Raw genomic sequence first — 20,461 nt, 5'->3', positions numbered from 1 at the left:
CTTGTCGCTCGTCACGGCATCGCAACGACCTTGCTCGTACGCGGCGTAGGTTGGATCAATGTCTTGGAACACGACCGGTTTGAAATCCACACCGGCGGCGCGCATTTGATCGGTGAGATTCAATTCGGTTGTCGTGCCTTGCTGAACGCAGATGGTCGCGCCCTTCAAGTCCTTGAGCGATTTTGCGTTGAGCGATTTCTTGACCATCATGCCTTGCCCATCGTAGAACGTGGTCGGCGCGAACAAACCCCACGAGGTATCGCGGCTGACCGTCCAGGTTGTGTTGCGGATGAGCAGATCAATTTCGCCGGTCTGCAAAGCGGGACCGCGTTGCGCGGTGTTGAGTGGGCGGAATTCGACTTTCGCGGCATCACCGAGTACGGCGGCGGCGACGGCGCGGCAGTAATCGGCGTCAAAGCCGGAGAACTGACCGCTGGTCTTGTCGAGTGCGGAAAAGCCGGGGAGTGCGTCGTTGACGCCGCAGATAACTTTGCCGCGACTCTTGATGAGCGCGAGACGTGCGCCCGCGGGTTGCGAAGCCGGCGCGGGGGTTGCTTGGGCTGGCGGCACATCGGCGGACACGGTTGTCGGTGTCGAGGCAAATGCGCCGAGAATCGCCAGCGCGGTTAGGGCTACCACTGCTAGAACGATTTTCTTCATGTCTCTCCTCCTCCAGGATTAAAGTCTACGGGATTGGGTTTATCGTGCGATCATTGCGCTGATCCCATCACCTCCTTGCGTCGTCGCGAAGCGCGTCCTCGCGCGAAGGATAGAGTGTGCCGTGCCTAGAATTTGCGCGGCATTCTATCATGTCTACCCAATCCGGTCAAGAACGTTTGCGCGTTATCCATGTCTTTTCAAAAATCGCGTGACGAAAAGCCGATAAGCATCATGTCATTGCGAGGCGATTGCTTCGCTTCGCTCGCAATGACACTTGTGGGTAATCACCAGTGTTTCGCATCGTTACGTTTCAAAAACAAAATCCTTGGACGGACGCGTGACGGCGTCAATCCAAGGACTGCAAGGTCCGAAACATTTTAGAGGGCATCTTCACACTCGGTCGTTCGATTTTCGTTCAGCCCCATTATCGTGATAAGCCACGATTTGTCAAAATTGTTTACCAGTCCACTAACTCGCGCGCGCAAATCTCCACCGATTTCTGCAACAACGCCTCGCCCGCTTCGCGCGTCACGTAACCAGGATCGCGCCCCATGATGCCGTCCGGATATTTTTGTGCGAACGTTTGCACGGTTGTGATCTCGCGCGAAGGAATCACCGGCGACCCGAAGGGTTTTCGCGCAAGCGAACCCTTCGGGTCTAGTCGTGACAACTTGACCGCGCTCGGTCGCACCGCGAGCATGAACGCGGTTTCGCCCGGCGACGCGTGCGAGCCGGCTTGCTCGCCGAGCATTTCGATGACGACGCGATACGATTCCGCGTCCGTCCACCATTCGAACGATTTCACGCGCAATCCGTCGAGGTCGTGGCTGACGGTCTGCGCCGCGCTCGTGAGCGACGCGGTGTTGCCGCCGTGTCCATTCACGACGAGCACGCGGCGAAAGCCGTGCCGATGCAGCGAGCGAAAAATATCTTCGAGCACCGCGATGAGCGTCGTCGGACGAAGCGACACGGTGCCGGGGAACGCGATCTGCGCGAGCGCCATGCCATAGTTCAGCGTCGGTGCGACGATAACGCCGGTCGCTTCGCCTGCGCCGCGCGCAATCGCTTCGGCTTCGATGGAATCGGTGCCGAGTCCGAGATGCGGTCCGTGCTCCTCTGTCGAACCGAGCGGCAAGATGATGCGATTGTCGCGCGCGAGATAGTCCTGTACTTCTTGCCATGACATTTCCGCGAGTAGATTCAATGTGGATACCTCCCAAATTGTAGGGCAAATTTCCAATTTGCCACAAAATGTGGGGCAAGTTTCCAACTTGCCGCAATCTTTAGGCAAATTGGAAATTTGCCCTACATCTGCAAGTTGTGAAGTTTGGTTACGCCGTGCCGAGCGCCGCGCGGATTTCGTTCACGGCGATGGTCGTCAAGCGGCGATACGTGCGCTCGCGTGGCGCGATGATCGCGAGAATGAACCAACGCCCGGCGACGTAAAAGTACCGGCACACCAACTGCGAACCGTCGCCGAGAACCATCGCCACTTCGTCCACCGTGTCCAAGCCCAAGCGCAAGCGCGTCTGCTCGACAAACTCTTTGACGAGCGTGACCATCGCGGCGACAGTGTTCGCGTCAAACTCCGCTGGCGCGGGTACCGCCGCGATGGGCAACCCGTCGCCGCTTGCCAATACCGCGACCTTGAACTTGCCCGCGTCATTCATCGCGCGGAGGATCTGTTCAAAAACCGACTGACTGTTGTTTTCGGGAAGCGTTTGCACTTTGTTTATCCTACCTCGCGATTGCATAACGGGTGGATCGAAACGAATCTTCGCCGGAATCCGGTTTCTTCGAGAAACCTGGGTTTGGTTTTGGGCTAACCGGGTTCAGAGTCCAGGGGTAGCCACACGGTAAACGTACTGCCCACGCTGGGCGCGCTTTCGGCGGTGACATGTCCGCCGTGATTCGTGACAATGCTTTGGCAGACCGCCAAGCCCAAGCCGGTGCCGTCTGCTTTGGTGGTGTAGAACGGTTCAAAGATATTGGGCAATTCGTCGGGAGAAATGCCGACGCCGGTATCGCCAAACGAAATCGCTAGCCAGCGTCCCTTCTGCTCGACGAGGTAGCCACGAATATACAACTCGCCGCCTTGCGTCATCGCTTCGAGCGCGTTCAAAATCAGATTCAGAAAAACTTGCTTGAACTGATTGCTGACGAGCTGCAAAGTCGGCGTGTTGTCAATCCAATCAATGTGCAACGTCACGCGTCCTTGCGCGATGCGTTTAGCCGCCAGCGCGAGCACATCGTCCAAGATTTCGCGTGGATCGCACGGCGTTCGTTCGCCTTTCGCCGGGCGATAAAAATCCAGCATCCGTTTGACGATGGTCGTCAGCCGATTCAACTCGTTGCCTGCCATCGCGAGATAACGTTCCTGTTTTTCGGGATTGCCCAAATTCGCGCCGGTCAAATCCAAACAACCCTGAATTGCCTGCAAGGGATTGTTGATTTCGTGCGCCAGCGATGCCGCCATGCGCCCGGTTGCCGCCAACTTTTCCGATTGCAACAATTGCGCCTGCAAGCGCCGTTCGGCGGTGACATCTTTCAACACGTTCGCGGTGCTCGCCTCGAATCCTTCACTCACCCGTAGAGGATAAACGGTAAGGCGCACCGTGCGGTTCAGATGCGGCTCATCGAATTCGGTCGTATGAATTTGCTTTTCAAATTCGGCGGTATGAATTTGCTTTAGCTCGGCGAGCACCTGGGAATGCGGACAACGCTCCGGCGGTGTATCGGTTCCATGCACCACGTGATAGCAATAGTTGCCGACCAACGCGGCGGGCGTGGTGTTGAGCCAATTAGCCAGCACGCGATTCACGCGGAGGATGCGGCAATTCTCGTCAACCAGCAATACCGCTTCTTCGATCGCGTCAATCGTGCTTTCCCATTCTTTCTTCGCGCGCTCGACCTTGTGCAAGACCGTATGCAACTCTTGCAACCGATAATCCAATTCCTTGTGCAAGCGCGCGTTTTGAATCGCGATCGAGACCGGCGCGGCGATGGCTTCGAGCAAAAGTTGATCGGCGACGGTGAACGCGTTGGCGCGGCGGGACACCAACTCGATGACGCCGATCACGTTGCCGCGCGCGAGCAAAGGGACGGCGAGAAGCGCGCGCGTCGTAAACCCGGTCGTGCGATCCACGTCGGCGTAAAACCGCGCGTCGGTCTGCGCGTCCGCGACGAGCGCCGATTGACCGGTCTGCGCGACCCAGCCCGCGATGCCTTGCCCCACGCGTAATCGCACGGCGGCGAATTGTTCTTCGTCGCCGTGCAGAATTTTGGCGAACGCCAGTTCATCTTTGCCCGGCACGCGCAACAACACCGAGCCAGTCTCGACGTTCAACTGCGCGTTGACCGCGCGCATGACCGAGGTGAGCACGGCGTCCAAGTCGGAGGCGGCGACCAGGGTTTTGCCGATCGCGCCCCACATCTGTTCTAAATCGCTGAACTGATATGCGGGTGGTGAATCGCTCATTTCTTTTTCAACCCGGCGAGACTCGCCAGCAAACGTTTGACGCCTTTGCCGACGAACGCGACTTCAACTTCTTCGTCATCGCCAAGCGCTTTGGACGTGACGACCACGCCTTCGCCGAATGTCGCATGATGCACGCGGTCGCCGGCGCGCAAGCGTGTGACGGGAGACGCGTGACGGACGGCGGGTGACGCATGGCGCGTCGCGCGACGCGGTGTGTCGTCGTCAATCTCGAAATCATCGTCGCGCACGTACCGTTCGCGCGTCGTGGTCGGGCGGTGGTCGGCGATCTGCCGGCGTCCGTCGGATGCCAGCAGCTCGCGCGGAATATCTTTGAGAAAGCGCGACGGCTCGCTTGCCTCGGATGTGCCGTACGTCGTGCGACGAAACGCGTTGACGAGGTACAACTTGTCTTTCGCGCGCGTGATGCCGACGTAACACAAGCGCCGTTCTTCTTCCATCTGCGCGGGGTCGTCGAACGAACGCGAGTGCGGGAACAATCCTTCTTCCAAACCGACCATGAACACGACTGGGAATTCGAGACCCTTGGCGCTGTGCAAGGTCATCAGCGTTGCCGCGTCCGCGTCGTCGCGCAGAGAATCGAGATCGCTCACGAGCGCGACTTCTTCGAGGTACTGCACGAGCGCGGTCTCGGCGGGAACGCTGGCGTACTTTTTCACCGCGCGGCGCATTTCGGTGATGTTGCCCCACCGGTCTTCGCCTTCTTCCGTGCCGTCGCGCACGTACTCGTCGAACGAAGTTTTTTGGATGATCGCGTCCACGACCTCGGACAAATTTTTCTCGACCTGCGCCGCGCGTAAACTATCGAGCAGATGCGCGAACGCGAGCAACGCCTTGCGCGAACGGCTATCAAAGGAAGGATGAACGCTTCGCGTGAAGGATGAACGCTCCGCGTGAATTTTTTCATCCTTCGTCCTTTCGTCTTCATCCTTGAGTGTTTGGAGCACGGTGTACTGCGACACTTGCAATTTGCGCGACCACTGCGCCAGGTCGTCCATCGTCTTTTTGCCGATGCCGCGCGGCGGCACGTTGAGCACGCGCATAAACGCGACGCTATCGTGCGGATTCGCGATCAAGCGCAGGTACGCGAGCACGTCTTTGATTTCGCGGCGTTGATAAAAGCGCAACGAGCCGATGAGTTGATACTTCATCCCGCGCCGCACGAACGCATCTTCGATCCCGCGCGATTGAAAGTTGGTGCGATAGAACACGGCAATGTCGCGCGGGCGGTACTGTCCGCGCGTCAAGCGCGCGATTTCGTCCACGACGAACTGCGCCTCTTCCTCGTCGTTGAACACTTCGATGTGCGTGAGCGGCACACCGCGTGGATTCTCGGTCCACAATTCTTTCTTGTGCCGCGAACGATTTTTGCGAATGACGGCTTGCGCCGCGTCGAGAATCGTTTGCGTCGAGCGATAGTTTTGTTCGAGCAGACGCGTTTGTGCGTTCGGAAAATCCTCGCTAAAGCGCAAGACGTTGCGATAGTCTGCGCCGCGCCAGCCGTACACTGAATTGTGGACGACGATCCCATCGGCGATGTAATTACGCACTTTCGGAACATCCAAGTCGAAGACCAGTCCATCATAATCGTCGAACGACGATTCTGTCACCGTATCTTCAACGATGCGCCCTTTTTCAAAAACCGGAACGATCATCGTTGGACGAATGTGGCTCGCCGGTTGAAAATCAAAGGATAAGGTTTCGCCGCCTTCCGATTTCGTGTCGGTGAAAAACGCAGACGAGACGATTTCGAGCGTCGGATAATTTTCGGATACTTGGCGCAAGAATGCTTCCGCTTTGTCGTAATCGAGATTCGAGGTTTCGAGTCGCCAGGTCTGCCGACGCCCGGCGCGCGTATGGTAACCTTGCCCTTTCAGATCCGCTTCGAGCTGGCGATCGGTGGTGTTCAAACTGACGCGGTGCGCTGTCCACGGACTCTGTTCCGAGCGACGACAGTCGCCGAATAATTTGAAATTGAGAAGTTTGCGGTCGGCAATCGCGCCACGGATCACGGCTTTGGGACGGTGATGGGGAAATTCCGGAAACAATCCCAGGTCGGACATCAATTGCGCGGCGTGGGCGCGCGTGTCGAGTGAATCATAAAGCCGCGCGATTTCGGCTTCCGTCAGCGCCAGCGCACGCCCCCGACCATGAAATAGCGTGGTCGGAATTCCATACTTGAACGCGTAAAATTGTTCGTAGAACGCCGCCTCAGCTCGCGAACGGCAGACGCGTAGAATCCAGACCTTGTCGGCGTTTTCCTGACGCGCGCGAATCGCCAAACCGGTAATGGGACGCGAACTTATTCCGTCCGAACGCGAACCGATCGCGAGACCGATGCGATAGCCGCGATCCGCGCGGTACATCAAGTAGACATAGTGAAAATTCGGTACCGCGCTTAGACGCGCAAACAGAATGTGGTTGGGTGTTGCCAACAAGGTGTGCCCGCGCTGTGTGCAGATTCGGACGATGCGCCCGCGATACGTTTGCGAATGAATCCGCTCAATCGGCATCTCCATTATCTCGCCGCGTCCCGCGCCGACGACGAGCGAATCGCCGATGTGCAGCGACTCGATGGGACGCGTACCCTGGGAGGTCTGAATTTGCGCGCCGGATGGAAGGCATTGATCTTCATCGCCCACGCAAAACAGATTTTGATATTTGTCCGCAAGCAACTTGACCAACACGTACTGCGCCATGTTGGTATCCTGGAATTCGTCCACGTGCAAATAGAGATAGCGATTCTGGTAGCGTTCGAGCACGTCCGGATTTTCGCGGAACAAACGCACCGTCGTCATCAACAGGTCGTCGAAATCCACCGCGTTGTTTGCGGCGAGCATCTGTTGATAACGCGCGTACGCGCGGCGCACCGCTTCGTGCCAGAGTGAGGGCGGCACGTAGTCGTCCGGTTCGATCAGTTCGTTCTTCGCCTTGCTGATCGCGCCGAGCACCGCGCCCGGACGATATTTCTTGTCGTCGAGATTCAACTCGTTGAGGATTTGCTTGATGAGGCGTGTCTGGTCGTCTTCGTCGTAAATCGCAAAGCCGCGGTCCAAGCCGACGCGGTCGCCGTTCACGCGGAGAAATCGCGCGCACGTCGCGTGAAACGTGCCGATAGTCAAATCGCGGACGGCGGCTTCGCCGGCAAGTTGGACCAGGCGTTCGCGCATTTCGCGCGCGGCTTTGTTCGTGAACGTCACCGCGAGAATGTTGTGCGCGGGAATGCGGCGCGCGTGAATGAGGTACGCGACGCGGTGCGTCAGCACGCGCGTCTTGCCCGACCCAGGTCCGGCGAGCACGAGCACGGGACCGTCTACGAGTTGCACGGCATCGCGCTGCGCGGGATTGAGTTTTTCGAGAATGTCCATGGGTTTCAGTGAACAGTGAGAAGTGAGCAGTGAACAGTCAACAGTGGCAACAGTTCACTGTTCACTGTTGATTGTTTACTAATCGGAAAGAATGATGCGCGCGACCGGGCAAACGATACTCAGGTGTGCCTGGCACGCCGCGTCCGGTTCCGGCACGGCGATGCCGAGCGCTTTGAGCGCGCGGTGAAGATGACACAAGGGCAAGCCCATCACGTTCGCTTGGCATCCGTCCAATCGCGCGACCGGGCGAAAACCGTTGTGTTGAATCGCGTACGACGCGGCTTTGTCGAGTGGATCGCCGGTCGCGACGTACGCGGCGATCTCGTCGTCGGAGTAATCGCGCATCCAAACGGTCGTCGTCGCGACGCGGACGATGTGTTGGTGTCCGTGCGCGACCGCAAGTCCGCTGTAGACGATGTGCGGACGCTCGCGCAACGCGGTCAACATGCGAATCGCGTCGTCGGAATCGCGTGGCTTGCCCAGGATCACGCCGTCGAGCACGCCAATCGTATCGCACGCGATGACGATATCGCGCGGAAACATCGCGATGCCGCGCGCGACTTTGGCGCGGCACAGTCGTTGCACGAGTTCGTCCGGCGGCTCGCCAGCGCGCGGCGTCTCGTCCACATCGGCAGAAGCAAAATGAAACGGCTGACCGAACAGTTGGATCAGTTCGCGTCGCCGGGGTGAGGTGGATGCCAGTACAAACACGCGTCGCATAATAGAGGAACGACCTCGATTTGTCAAACGGTTGTGACGCGATGCGACGCGTGTTATAATAACGGCGGCATGGACGAAGGAGTGACGTGATGGCGGCATTGAAGATGCGCGAAAATTTGGCAACGGGCACACTCACGTTGGAACCCGCGACCGGTGCGCGCCTGGGCAATCTTGCCTTTGGCTTGATGTGGCTGGTCATGTTGGCGGTGCTTTTACTGCCCAGTGTATCCGGCAAAACTATAGACTGGATCAATGTGATACTTGTTCTGGTCTTTGCGCTGGTACCATTCACTTCGGCATTTCTCGCCGCGCTTGTTTCCGCTTCCATCGTGATTGACCGTACGAGCCGTTCGCTCGCGCGCGTGCGCCGTTTCGTTTTCGTTCCGCTCTCGACGACGACGTATTCGTTCAACGAATTGGACAAGATCGAATTGCAAGGGTATCGCCCGCCGTCGCAAAATGCGCGGGTCGCGGAAATGTGGTTGGTCAACGCGGTCATGCGCGATGGCAAACGCATCCAACTGAATCGGCAAGGCACCGAGGAGGAGATGCAACAACTCGCGCAGAAAGTATCCAATCTCACCGGCGTGCGTTGGGAAGAGGTGGGCGTTCAATTCCCGACCGCGATCAAAACGGTGCTGGAGAAAATCGCGCCAGAGCAGATGAAGGAGTTGGAGCAGACGCTGGCGGATAAACTCGGCGCGCCAATCGGCGAAAGTGAGCCAGCCGAAATGCCGATGTCAACCGCAACGACTGTGATGAACGAACCGGCGTCCGCTCTCGAATCCGTGCAACCGACTGCGCCATTGGCGGACAGCGTGCACGCGCTGGCGACGAGCGCGTTGGAAAAGCGCGTGGCGGAAAATGCGATGGACTCGGATGCGCGGTACGCGCTCGCGCGCAAGGTTCACGCGAACGGGCAGGTGGATCGCGCGATCGGATTGTACCAAGAAACGTTGCGAATTGATCCGACGAACAGCGAGGCGCAGAACGATCTGGGTGTGGCGTTGCAATCGCGCGGCAAGCGCGCTGAGGCGGAAGCCGCGTATCGCCGCGCGATCGCGCTCGATCCATTTTCGTTCACCGCGCATCTCAACCTCGCGTTGTTGTTGAGCGCGTTGAATCGTGGCGCGGAAGCAAGCCAGGAATTTTACCAGACGCGCAAGAACGCGCGTGGCAACGAAGAGACGCGCCTCGCCGAAGCCGCGTCAACGGGAACGAAGATGCCACCCAGGTTGAGCAAGGTGTGAGGAGACGGAGGATACAATGCGCTTTTCAAAACTCGTAGACTATCTCGCGCGGCTCGAAGCGACGACCAAGCGTTTGGAAATGACCGGGATCGTCGCGGAACTGTTCAAAGAGGCGAGCGAAGACGACATCGCGCCGATTGTCTACCTGACCCAGGAACGCTTGGGTCCGGCGTTCGAGCCGATTGATTTTGGCATTGGCGAGGCGCTCGCCGCGGAAGCGTTGGCGAAAGCCAGCGGCAAAGATAAAGACGCGATCAAAAAACTTTACAAACAGTACGGCGATTACGGACTCGTCGCGGAAAAACTGATCAGCGACGACGCGAAAAAGTTGACGGTCGCGCAGGTGTTCGAACGCTTGACCCAAATCGCGACGGCGAGCGGCGAAGGCACGGTCGCCAACAAAACCGATATGCTCGCCGACCTTTTGAAGAAGGTATCGGGCGGCGAAGCCAAGTACGTTCTGCGAATCCCGCTCGGACGCTTGCGGCTTGGCATCGGCGACCCGACGGTGATGGAAGGATTGTCGTGGTCGAAAGCGGGCGACAAGTCGCTGCGTCCGCAGATCGAACGCGCATACAACGTATGCTCCGACCTGGGTCAGGTCGCGCGCATCTTCAAAGCCGAAGGCGTGGACGCGCTCGCGAAAATCCAGGTCAAGGTGGGTAACCCGGTCCGCATGGCGCTCGCCGAACGCGCCAAGAACGCCGAAGACATTGTGACTCGGCTCGGCAAATGCGCCATCGAGAAGAAATTCGACGGCTTTCGCTGTCAGGTGCACAAGCAAGGGAACTCGGTGCGAATTTTCTCGCGCAACCTCGAAGAAACGACCGCGATGTTCACCGATATTGTCGAAGGCATCCGCACGCAAATCCAAGCCAAGTCCGCGATTCTGGAAGGGGAGGCGTTGTCGTACGATCCAGAGACCGGTGAGTTTCATCCGTTCCAGGTGACGATGCAACGCAAACGCAAGTACGATCTCGAAGCGATGACGGTCAAGTTCCCGTTGCGTCTCGTCGCGTTCGATCTGCTGTACGTGGACGGCAAGGATTTCACGGGGCAAGGGTACCTCGCGCGCCACGATAAACTCGTGTCCATCCTCGCGCCGGGCGAACGCGTGCAAATCTCGCAACACATAGTTACCCAAGACGCCAAAGAGATCGAAACGTACTTTATGGACGCGATCACCGGCGGCTTGGAAGGGATCATGGCGAAACGGCTCGATTCCAAATATCAAGCCGGCGCGCGCAATTTCAACTGGATCAAGTTGAAGCGGTCGTACCAAGGACACTTGAGCGATACGATTGACGGCGTGGTCGTCGGTTACTTGCGCGGGCGCGGGATGCGCGCGAAATTTGGCATCGGCGCGTTGCTCGTCGCAGTGTACGACGCCAAGCAAGACAAGTTCGCGACCATCGCAAAGATCGGCACGGGTTTTTCAGACGAAGAGTGGGTGCAGATGCGCGAACTGCTCGATAAGATCAAGACCCAGCATCGGCATGCGCGCGTGGATGCGGTGATGGAGCCGGACGTGTGGGTCGAACCCAAGTACGTGATCGAGATGACCGCCGACGAAATCACGCGCTCGCCGATTCACACCGCCGGCAAAGTGGGCGACGAGCCAGGTTACGCGTTGCGCTTTCCGCGCGTCGTCGGATTTATTCGCGTGGACAAAAAGCCGGAGGACGCGACGACCATCAAAGAAATTCTCAAGATGTTTGAGAAGCAGACGACGAGTAAGGTCGCGGAGTAGTGCAATAGTTGAGTAGTGCGATAGTGCGATAGTTACATCAAAAGAGAAACGCGTCCCTAACAGGAGCGCGTTTCTTTTTGGAATCAACTACCGCACTATCGCACTATTGCACTACCGCACTATCGCACTATTGCACTACCGCACTATTGCACTACCGCACTATTGCACTACATCCCCAACATGACCCGCAACGTGGCAAAGTGACGCGCGAATCGTTCGCGTAAATTTTTAGGTGGTTGCGGCGCGAGATCGGAGGCGAACGTGAACGCGCCGACGAACCAATTTTGACTCGCCCAGAACGCGGTCGCCGGTTTGTCGGCGACGAACGAGGTCGCCTGGATCTGGGTCGCACCGCGTGCTTTCATCGTCGCCGCGAGTTCGTCCACAAGCACGGTCGCCCAGTAGCGGCGACGCCACGCCGGCGCGATGTGAACGGCGACGACGCGCGCGATGTTGTGTTCGTCCATCTGCGCGATCCCCGCGCCGATCACGTGCGCGTCCGCGCGCAGGCACAACACAACCTGGGTCGCATCCGCGAGCGCGTCCTCCCACTTGCGCGTGGCGTCCTCGAATTGCGCGAGCGCGGCGAGGTCGTCCGTGGTCGCGGGTGCAACGCTCATTTGCGACGCGCGTGTTCGCTTGCCGCGTGCGACGCGCCAGAGCGCGCGCAGCGCGCCCGGCGCAATCGGCGCAAGCATGATCGCGATGACGATCAAGCCGGACGCGACAAAGTACGGATCGCTCGAACGGAGCAAGGGGAGCGCGGTCAGCCCGGCGTTGTACGCAAAGTGCGCGACCATCGTCGTCGTCGCGTCAAAGTGGTAAAAGAATAATCCTTCCAGAAAGAATGCGCCAATCGTCAGTTCGATGCCGCGCAGGTAGAACGGATCGGTGACATAACCCAGGTGCGCGAACGCCCACAACGCGCCGGGAATCAACAGCGCGAGCACGCGGCGGCGCGTGATGAGCAAGACGAGCGGAATGCCCGCGACGCGAAACAACAATTCCTCGGTCGTCGCCGGAATCAAGCCGATGTAGAGCGCGGCGAGAAAGGGCGCGGGCGTCGCATACAAGTCCGAGTAATCGGCTTCGAGCGGCGTCCAACTGCCGAACCACTGCGTCGCGATGAAATAGAACAGGACGACGTAGCCCGCCATCAAGCAACCCAGCATCAAGCCGCGCCAACTCGACCGCGCGAGAATGATCCAGCGGTCGTCGCCGCGCGGCAGAATCTTGTCCTGGTAGCGCCAGACTTGGCGGCTGAGAATGCGTCCGCCGGTCCACAGCGCGCCGACGAGCGTCGCGCTAAACACCATCAACAGCCCCGCGCCGATCACGCGCATCACCCAGTAGAGTGTGTAATCCTCGGTCGTCGCGTACGACGCTTTGGCGAGGGGGAGTGTGTTCAGCACGGTCAATGCGCTGATGATCCCGACCGCGATCATCACGCCCTTGCATAGCCGATCAATGCGCCAACCGCGTTGGCTCGCCGCGAGGAACGCGCCGATACTGAAAATGCCGATCCCGAAAAAGCCGAGCAGATAACTGAGCGTGCCCCAAAAGCCCGCGCGATTCTGTCCCTCTTCAAATTGCCGCGTGAACGATTCAGGCGACTTGAGCCAGTAGCTGTAAAATCCTACGCGGTCGCCTTGCACGTCTACGGTCACGCGCAGTTCGCCGGCGCCGGCGGAAAAATCGCGGCGCTTCCATTCGAGGTGATGATCGGCGCGTCCGCCCGGGCGTTCCTCGCTCGAAGCGGCGACGTTCTCCCAATCCGCCAAATCCCATTGGCGATCCTCGCGCAAAAATTTTTCCGCGATGTCGCGCGCTTGCGCGAGCGCGAGTTTTGCGCCCGGCGCGTTCTCCAGCACTTGATGTTCGAACGCGAGCACCGTACCGTCCGGCGCGAGGCGCGCGATGAATTCTTCTTTTTGCAACGGCTTGAACCAACGCGCGCGCCAATACCACAGCGGCAACTTGTCCGCGCGCGCGCGGCGATTCGTTTCCGCGACGCCGAGCGTGCGCTGCAAAAAATACGACGCGCCCGTGTCTTCGTTGAACGTGAGCGCGAACTCGTACCCGTCGAGCGCGTAACCGTGCGCGGCGACGTACGTTTGCGCGCGCTGGGCGACCTCATCGCGCGAGAGCGTGAGGTCGAGCGCGGCGGACGGGAACGCTTGCGGGTAGACACTGAGCGCGAAGACGATGCTCGCGACGCCGAGGAGCGTGATGAGGACTTCGATCCAGAGCGCCGGTGCGTGCGCGCGTTGCCATAGTTTGCGTGTGGTCATATTTGTCTACTCGTAGGGCGATTTTCCAAATTGCCTCGCCAAAAAATATAGGACAAGTTGGAAACTTGTCCTACGATTTACGCATCGCTTGCCATACGGTGATGCCGTCCCAGATCGTCAAGAGCGCGACCACGATCCAGCCCGCGCGCTCGTACCACGTGTTCACGCCGAGCGCCATGCCGACGGTAAAGAGGAGAATGCCGCTGGTAGTCGCGAGGCGATACTCAGGTTCACCCAGGACTTGGCGAGTGGTCTTGTCGCGGAACGTGCGCGCAAATCCCAGGACGGTCAATAGCCACGCGAGTCCGCCGATCCACATCGCCGCCGCAAACACGCCGAGCCACTCGATCATCGCAACGATTCCGGGCTGGATGGCGGTACAGCACGCGCGTTGCCGAACCAGTCGTACCAGCGACCTAATCGGTCGCGCGTCATTTGTTGATACAAGCCCGCGATCAATCCCAGCATCATCCAAAACAACACGCCGGGCTTGGAGCCGAGCGTCACCGCGTCGGTCATGCCGTAGACTGCGTGCGCGAGCAATCCCGCGCCGAGTCCGAGGACGACCGCGCGGAGCACGCGCGCATCCGGCAACGTCGCGCCGGCGTGTGACCAGATCATCCACAGCATCGCGCCCGCGCCGAGATACAACGCGAGGAACGCGATCAATCCTGGGACGCCGAGATCGAGTGCGGCTTGGAGAAACTCGTTGTGCGCGTGCGCGAGATCGAAATCGGGACCGACGAGAAAAAGCGGGTAGAGCACGTGGACGACGCGACGGAAGGTATTCATGCCCATCCCGGTGAATGGAAAATCTTGAATGCCATAGATCGCGCGCGACCAGACTTCGGTGCGACCGTCCCAGGTGCTCACAACCGATTCGGCGGAGAGCGCAGAGGCGGTTTCATCTGGCGTCGCGGTCACATCCGCGCGCAGCCAAATGATTCCCGCGATCAAAATGACGATCCCGCCGGCAAGCATCACCGCGCGCCAGCGCGACGATGCTACGACAAATCCCATCGCGGCGAGACCGACGGCGAGACCCAGGTATCCGCCGCGCGATTGCGTGAGCACGAGAATCGCGAGCGTGAACAGCGTCGCGCCGCCGAGCGCGAGCAGCGCGAACCACGTGCGGAAATTGCCGAGCATCTCGCGCACCGCGGCGCGACGCGTGCACAGCGCAAGCGTTAACGCGACAAACAACGGAATGCTCCACACGAGCGCGCCGGCAAGTTCGTTTGCGGAGACGCCGCTCTCCGCGCCGGGCAAGCCGACGATGCGCGGCGTCAAACGCGCGACGAGCGATCCGATGATCGGCAATTTCGCGCCCCACTGCACGCTGACGAGCGCGAACACGGCGATGCCGAGACTCGTCGCGGCAAAGACGAGTGCGCTCGCCCACCAGCCGATAAAGCGCCGCGCCTTGCGCGCCATGACAAAGTACACGCCGAACGCGAGCACCATCCCGGCGATTTTCGACAGACTTTGCGCGATGTCGTACGTGGCGTACAGACTGACGAGCACCATCAGCGCGAGGATGAGCAAGGCGAGGTTGAGCGGGGTGCGGCGCAACGGTCTACGCCGCGCGAGCATGCCGCCTAGCCACAAGCCCGGCACGACGAGCATCGCGAACGAACGCGACGGCGAAGGGAACAAGAGGAGCGGCGCGGCGAGCGCGAGGATGACCCAGTGCCAGCGATCAAGCCAGGTGAAGAGTCGCATCAATTCATTACTCGTGTGCGCATAATCTCGAACACATGTAAACGCGGACAAACGCGGATGCTTCGCGATTTTTTCCGCATTCATCCGCGTTTGTCCGCGCCCCGTTAATTTCCGTGGGCGGTTATGGAATCAAGACCTGTTCGCCTTCGTTCAAGCCGGAGACGATTTCCGTTTGCGTGCTGCCGTTGGCGCCGATCTCGACCGGGACGCGTTCGACCTTGCCCTCGCGCAAGACGTTCACGTACCGGGTTAACCCGTCGGTTTGAATCGCATTCGTCGGCACAAGGAGCACGTCATCTTTCGCTTGCAGCACGAACGCGACATCCGCGCCGGTGCGTAACGTCGCGGGAACCTGGGTCTGATTATCGAACGCGATCAGGACGCGATACACGTTCTTACCCTGAAAGATGGAGGCGCGCGACGCGATCTCCTTGACTTTGCCGGCGAACGAATTGTTCGGAAAACCATCGAGCACGATGCGCACGGCTTGGTTCAGCGACACCGATGGAATGTCCGTCTCCGGCACGCTCACTTCAACTTGCAACTGCGATGGATCGGCAATCGCGCCAATCGGTTCGAATGCGGTCACCGCGTCGCCAACATTTTTGTCAATCGAGATGACCAAGCCGTTGAGCGGCGCGACGAGTTTTGCGCCATTCAAGCGTGACTGCAAAGATTCAGCGCGCTTTTGATGATACAGGTGCAGTTTTGTATACAGATCTACATCGAGCGCGGTGATCTGCTTTTCCGTCTTGAGCGAATTGAGTTCAGCTGCGGCGCGCATGAAAGCCTCTTCGGCTTGTTGATACTTGGTATATTCATCAATCGCGCGTATGTGGTCAGAAGGCATAGGTGCTTTGAGCTTGTAGATTTGAAATGTCTGGTTGCGTAAATCGAGCGTGCGCGTGTAGAGGGTACTCGTAGTTTCAATCTTGAAATCGTAAGACACAAGTCGCGCGTGTGCTTGTTTCAAGAGAAGATCGGTTCTAGCAGTTTCGTAATTGGCGAGGTTCAAATCCTGTTCGAGTTGGAACGCGTCCAACTGCGCGATCGGCGCGCCTTGCTTGACCTGATCGCCTGCGGCGACGTTGAGATTGCTGACGACCCCGCTGATGTTGAAAAAGAGAAATGACTCGCGGACCGAACTGACGCGCCCGCGCGCGCCAATCGTTTGCATGAGATTGCCGCGGGCGACCTTGACGATGCCGCCCTTGGCGGCGGGCAAGGTCGGCGTCGTCGTTGGACGTGGCGCAAACGTTGGGATCGCGCGCGGCGCGGGTGTGCCATCGCACGCGGCGATGCCCAACCCGATGACGAACAACATGCACACGCTCAAAATTTTAGCTAGACAGATTTTTACCGAATTCAATCCCTCACCTCATTTGGATGCCTTCACCAGAATCCAGGTTTCCCCGTAGGGGAGAAACCTGGATTCTATCGCCGTTTGCCGGCTGCAATTGGCGAAGGTTTTATCGCAATACCGCAAAACTCACTTTTTGTCATTCTGAGGAGCGGCTCTTGAAATCGCGTAGCAAAGTGAATTCAAGCAAGCGACGAAGAATCTCGCAAGTTGCTTGGGCGATCCTTCGCTTCGCTCAGGATGACAAAGCGACTTTTACGCTACTGCGTTTTATCATTTGGATAATGCTTCCGGCGGCGCTTCAAACGTCGCAACGGGTTCCTTGCCGTTGCCCGAACGATGCGCGCGGTTCGGAGACAGCGCCGACGACTTGGATGGCTTGCGCGTGCCGTCCTGGGAATAATAGTGATAATAGTACGAGCCATAGCCGCTGCCTGCCGCGACGCGATTCAATACGACGCCGACGATCTTGGCGTCCACTTGCCCCAACCCTTCGCGCGCGCGGCGGAGTGTGTCGGTGCGCGTTTTGCCAGCGGAAATAACCCAGAGCAAATGCTTGGTTTTTGCCGCGAGCAAGATCGAATCGGTTACCGGCAGAATGGGTGGCGAATCGAACAGCACAATGTCGTACTGCTCTTTGAGTTTCACGATCAACTGGTCCATCCACGGCGACGCGATCAACTCGGCTGGATTCGGCGGAATCTTGCCAGCGGCGAGCAAATACAATCCTGGAATCGCGGTCTCGCGAACCGCGTGGTCGAGCGCGTGCTCGTTCAGAAATACGTCGGTCAGCCCTGGCTCGGCGGGCAGGTTGAAAATCTGATGTTGGGTCGGGCGCCGTAAATCGGTGTCCACCAGGATGACGCGCCGCTCGGCTTGGGCGAGGACGGCGGCGAGATTCGCGATCGTCGTGCTCTTGCCTTCGCCCGGTTCCGCGCTCGTCACGACGAGCGCCGCGGTCGCATCCACCGCGAACGAAAACTGCAAATTGGTTCGGAGATTGCGGTACGCTTCGACGTACGGCGCGCGCGGGGCATCCACCGCGACGAGCGGTCCCTTCGCGCCTTTCGGGAAACGCACCACATTGCCGAGGACGCTCAATTCGAGCACGCGCGCCACGTCGTCCGACGTCTTGATCGAATCGTCGAGATACTCGAAGAGGAACGCGAGTCCGAGACCGAGAAACATGCCAATGGCTAACCCGATTAGCGTGTTCGTCGAAATGCGCGGGCGGACCGGCTCGGTGTTCAAGTCGGCGGGCGCAAAGATGGTGATCGGATCAATGTTGCGCGACGCGGCGAGCCGATAGTCCTGCACGCTCTTGAGGAGCACCGAATACTGCGATTGCAGAGTTGTCAATTCCAGCTGTAGGCGCATGCGTTCGGTGCGGACGAATTCGGGCGCGGACAGCGCCTTGGGATCGTTCGCGTCGCCGAGCGGGGCGAGCGCTTTTTGCGTCTCGTCAATTTTCTTGCGCGCTTCGGCGACTTGGCGCTCTAAATCTTCTTGCGCGGTGCGAAAGCCGGCTTGTTGGAACGCGCTCAATTTGTCAATGAATACCTTGGCGATCTGATTCGTGATCGCCTGGGCGCGCGCTGGGTCGGGGTCCTCGACCGCGACGCGAATCAGGTTGGTGTCGCGAACCGCTTGCACCGCGGTGTTGTCGCTCAACCGGTTCAACGTGTACGACAAGTCCAGGTCGCGAATGACTTGCTCGAGGACGACGCGGGAACGCAATTGTTCGACGCCGGTCGCCGCAAGACGTTGGCTCGTCAGGATCGAGTTGTACGGATCGCGCAAAGGATCCGTGCCTTGATTGATTTGGAGAATCAAGGTGGAGCGATAGATCCGCGTACTAAAGAGACTATAGCCGTACCCCAACGCGCCGCCGACGATCGCGCCGGCGACAATGAGCCATAACCAGCGCCGTAGTAGCACAAGATATCGTTTTAACTCCACGCGTCACTCCCATAAAAGGCGACAGGGAGATCCGGCAAGATGGAGAGACCGAGCAACCCTCTCGCCGTGCCACCATGTCGCCGCGTTCTGGATGGTCTTCCGAATTTGTAGGACAAGTTTCCAACTTGTCTCGCTTTTTTAACCCAGTTTTTCCGGTGGCGCTTGTAGTTCAGTCGCTTTCCCTTTACCGTTCCCATTCCCAGAGATGAGCACCGACGGAGTGACGGGCAGTCCCTCCGCATGGGCGTGCTTTTTCTTTCCGCCGTCTTTGGAGTAATAGTAATAGTAATAGTAACCGTATCCGCTGCCGCCGGTCACGCGATTCAATACGACGCCCAAGATTTTGGCGTCCACCTGTGCGAGCGCTTCACGCGCGCGGCGCAGTGTTTCGGTGCGCGTTTTGCCGGCGGAAATGATCCACGCGAGATGTTTGGTTTTCGACGCGAGGAGGATCGCGTCCGTCACCGGCAGAATCGGCGGCGAGTCGAACAGCACAATGTCGTATCGTTCTTTCAACAGCGCGATAAAATGGTCCATCCACGTCGAGGCGAGCAATTCGGCAGGGTTGGGCGGCAGGCGACCGCTGGCGAGCAGATGCAAGCCAGGTACCTGGGTCGCGCGCACCACCTGATCGAGCGTTTGCTCGCCGAGGAACACATCGGTCAGCCCCGGTTCTGCCGGGATGCCGAAGAGGAGATGCTGGGTTGGGCGGCGCAAGTCGGTATCCACCAGCATCACGCGCTTGCCCATCTGCGCCATCACGACCGCGAGGTTCGCGATCGTCGTGCTCTTGCCTTCGCCCGGTTCCGCGCTCGTGACGACGAGCGTCGCCGCCGCATCCACCGCGAACGAGAATTGCAAATTGGTGCGGAGGTTCCGATACGCTTCGACGTAGGGCGCGCGCGGCGCGTCTACGGCGACGAGGGGACTCTTGGTGCCTTTGGGAAAACGTACTACAGTGCCGAGCGTACCGAGTTCGAGTACGCGCGACACGTCGTCCGAGTTCTTGACCGAGTCGTCGAGGTACTCGACGAGGAACGCAAGCCCGAGACCCAGCAATGCGCCAATCGCGAGACCGATCAACATGTTCATCGAGGTGCGCGGGCGTACCGGCGCGAGCGGCAGTTTGGCGGGCGAGGAAATGCTGACCGAATCGGTATAGCGCGACGCGGCAAGCCGTACGTCTTGTGCGCTTTTGAGCAGCACCGCATATTGGGATTGGAGCGTCGTCAGTTCCAATTGCAGGCGTTGGCGTTCGGTGCGGACGAACTCGGGCGCGGCGAGCGACCTGGGGTCGTTCGCGTCGCCGAGCGGTGCGAGCGCTTTTTGCGTTTCGTCAATCTTTTTGCGCGCCTCGGCAACTTGGCGGTCCATATCTTCCTGAACGATGCGATAGCGTTCCATTTGAAACGTGTTCAGTTGATCGTTGAACACTCTGGCGATCTGATTCGCAATCGCCTGGGCGCGCGCCGGGTCGGTGTCCTCGACCGAGACGCGAATCAACTGCGTGTCGCGCACGTTCTGCACGGATACGGAGGCGGGTAGACCGCCAGCCAGTGTGGCGATGTTCAACTCGCGCGCGACCTGTTCGAGGACTTCCGGGGATTTGAGTTGCTCGACGTACGTGATGGCGGCGCGCTGGCTCGTGATCATCGAATAGTACGGGTCGCGCAACGGGTCGGTGCCCTGCGAAATGAGCAAGGTCACGGTGGACTGGTAGACCGGGACGGTGATCGCGCTATAACCGAATCCCAGCGCCGCGCCGAGTATGCCGCCGAGAATCGCGAGCCAAATCCATTTGCGAAGCAAACGTAGATAATATCGTAATTCCACAGAGCACTTCCTTGCTGTTCGTTGTGGTGCAAGTTTCCAACTTGCTCGCGCG

At 59.1% G+C, this 20,461-nt stretch carries 14 protein-coding genes; 2 read left to right on the top strand and 12 right to left on the bottom strand.

The window, feature by feature from the left end; all coding sequences use genetic code 11:
- The 6 genes from HY868_13790 to maf all read right to left on the bottom strand — a co-directional run.
- Positions 1–660, bottom strand: a 660-nt coding sequence (locus HY868_13790) for a transporter substrate-binding domain-containing protein (protein ID MBI5303200.1), incomplete at its 3' end; no start/stop codon positions are given.
- 457 nt (positions 661–1,117) lie between these two features.
- Positions 1,118–1,864 (bottom strand): creatininase family protein, encoded by a 747-nt coding sequence (locus HY868_13785; GenBank protein MBI5303199.1) that lies wholly within the window; start codon positions 1,862–1,864, stop codon positions 1,118–1,120.
- Between the two features lie 127 nt (positions 1,865–1,991).
- Positions 1,992–2,387 (bottom strand): hypothetical protein, encoded by a 396-nt coding sequence (locus tag HY868_13780; GenBank protein MBI5303198.1) that lies wholly within the window; start codon positions 2,385–2,387, stop codon positions 1,992–1,994.
- A gap of 95 nt (positions 2,388–2,482) precedes the next feature.
- Positions 2,483–4,138, bottom strand: coding sequence for a GAF domain-containing protein (locus tag HY868_13775; GenBank protein ID MBI5303197.1), 1,656 nt, complete (start codon positions 4,136–4,138; stop codon positions 2,483–2,485).
- Positions 4,135–7,524: a UvrD-helicase domain-containing protein gene (locus HY868_13770; protein MBI5303196.1), complete on the bottom strand. Its 3,390-nt coding sequence runs from the start codon at positions 7,522–7,524 to the stop codon at positions 4,135–4,137. Before HY868_13770 ends, HY868_13775 begins: the two co-directional genes overlap by 4 nt.
- A gap of 78 nt (positions 7,525–7,602) precedes the next feature.
- Complete coding sequence (gene maf / locus HY868_13765) at positions 7,603–8,244, bottom strand: septum formation protein Maf (protein ID MBI5303195.1); 642 nt, start codon at positions 8,242–8,244, stop codon at positions 7,603–7,605.
- 89 nt (positions 8,245–8,333) lie between these two features.
- On the opposite strand from maf, the gene HY868_13760 reads away from it, so the two are divergent.
- Both HY868_13760 and HY868_13755 read left to right on the top strand, forming a co-directional pair.
- A complete protein-coding gene (locus HY868_13760; GenBank protein MBI5303194.1) occupies positions 8,334–9,494 on the top strand; it encodes a tetratricopeptide repeat protein in 1,161 nt (386 codons plus the stop codon).
- 16 nt (positions 9,495–9,510) lie between these two features.
- Positions 9,511–11,244 (top strand): ATP-dependent DNA ligase, encoded by a 1,734-nt coding sequence (locus tag HY868_13755; protein ID MBI5303193.1) that lies wholly within the window; start codon positions 9,511–9,513, stop codon positions 11,242–11,244.
- Positions 11,245–11,411: 167 nt separating this feature from the next.
- Here the strand turns inward: HY868_13755 and HY868_13750 are convergent, their stop codons facing one another.
- The 6 genes from HY868_13750 to HY868_13725 all read right to left on the bottom strand — a co-directional run bounded on the left by HY868_13750 (position 11,412) and on the right by HY868_13725 (position 20,409).
- Positions 11,412–13,535: a GNAT family N-acetyltransferase gene (locus HY868_13750; protein MBI5303192.1), complete on the bottom strand. Its 2,124-nt coding sequence runs from the start codon at positions 13,533–13,535 to the stop codon at positions 11,412–11,414.
- A 70-nt stretch (positions 13,536–13,605) separates the two neighbouring features.
- Complete coding sequence (locus HY868_13745) at positions 13,606–13,887, bottom strand: hypothetical protein (protein MBI5303191.1); 282 nt, start codon at positions 13,885–13,887, stop codon at positions 13,606–13,608.
- Positions 13,884–15,257 (bottom strand): O-antigen ligase family protein, encoded by a 1,374-nt coding sequence (locus tag HY868_13740; GenBank protein ID MBI5303190.1) that lies wholly within the window; start codon positions 15,255–15,257, stop codon positions 13,884–13,886. Before HY868_13740 ends, HY868_13745 begins: the two co-directional genes overlap by 4 nt.
- Positions 15,258–15,378: 121 nt before the next feature.
- Positions 15,379–16,626 (bottom strand): efflux RND transporter periplasmic adaptor subunit, encoded by a 1,248-nt coding sequence (locus HY868_13735; GenBank protein ID MBI5303189.1) that lies wholly within the window; start codon positions 16,624–16,626, stop codon positions 15,379–15,381.
- A 264-nt stretch (positions 16,627–16,890) separates the two neighbouring features.
- Complete coding sequence (locus tag HY868_13730) at positions 16,891–18,576, bottom strand: polysaccharide biosynthesis tyrosine autokinase (GenBank protein ID MBI5303188.1); 1,686 nt, start codon at positions 18,574–18,576, stop codon at positions 16,891–16,893.
- Positions 18,577–18,714: 138 nt separating this feature from the next.
- Entirely contained in the window at positions 18,715–20,409 is a 1,695-nt protein-coding gene (locus tag HY868_13725) for a polysaccharide biosynthesis tyrosine autokinase (GenBank protein MBI5303187.1), read from the bottom strand.
- Positions 20,410–20,461: the final 52 nt, after the last annotated feature.

The organism is Chloroflexota bacterium, from assembly GCA_016219275.1.
In the GTDB taxonomy this organism is placed as follows: Bacteria; Chloroflexota; Anaerolineae; order UBA4142; family UBA4142; genus JACRBM01.
This window is presented reverse-complemented; position numbering and strand designations above follow the sequence as displayed.

Coding starts and splice junctions, on each gene's coding strand:
- HY868_13775 (MBI5303197.1), bottom strand. CDS start 4,138: ATGAGCGATTCACCACCCGCATATCAGTTCAGCGATTTAGAACAGATG.
- HY868_13770 (MBI5303196.1), bottom strand. CDS start 7,524: ATGGACATTCTCGAAAAACTCAATCCCGCGCAGCGCGATGCCGTGCAA.
- maf (MBI5303195.1), bottom strand. CDS start 8,244: ATGCGACGCGTGTTTGTACTGGCATCCACCTCACCCCGGCGACGCGAA.
- HY868_13760 (MBI5303194.1), top strand. CDS start 8,334: ATGGCGGCATTGAAGATGCGCGAAAATTTGGCAACGGGCACACTCACG.
- HY868_13755 (MBI5303193.1), top strand. CDS start 9,511: ATGCGCTTTTCAAAACTCGTAGACTATCTCGCGCGGCTCGAAGCGACG.
- HY868_13750 (MBI5303192.1), bottom strand. CDS start 13,535: ATGACCACACGCAAACTATGGCAACGCGCGCACGCACCGGCGCTCTGG.
- HY868_13745 (MBI5303191.1), bottom strand. CDS start 13,887: ATGATCGAGTGGCTCGGCGTGTTTGCGGCGGCGATGTGGATCGGCGGA.
- HY868_13740 (MBI5303190.1), bottom strand. CDS start 15,257: ATGCGACTCTTCACCTGGCTTGATCGCTGGCACTGGGTCATCCTCGCG.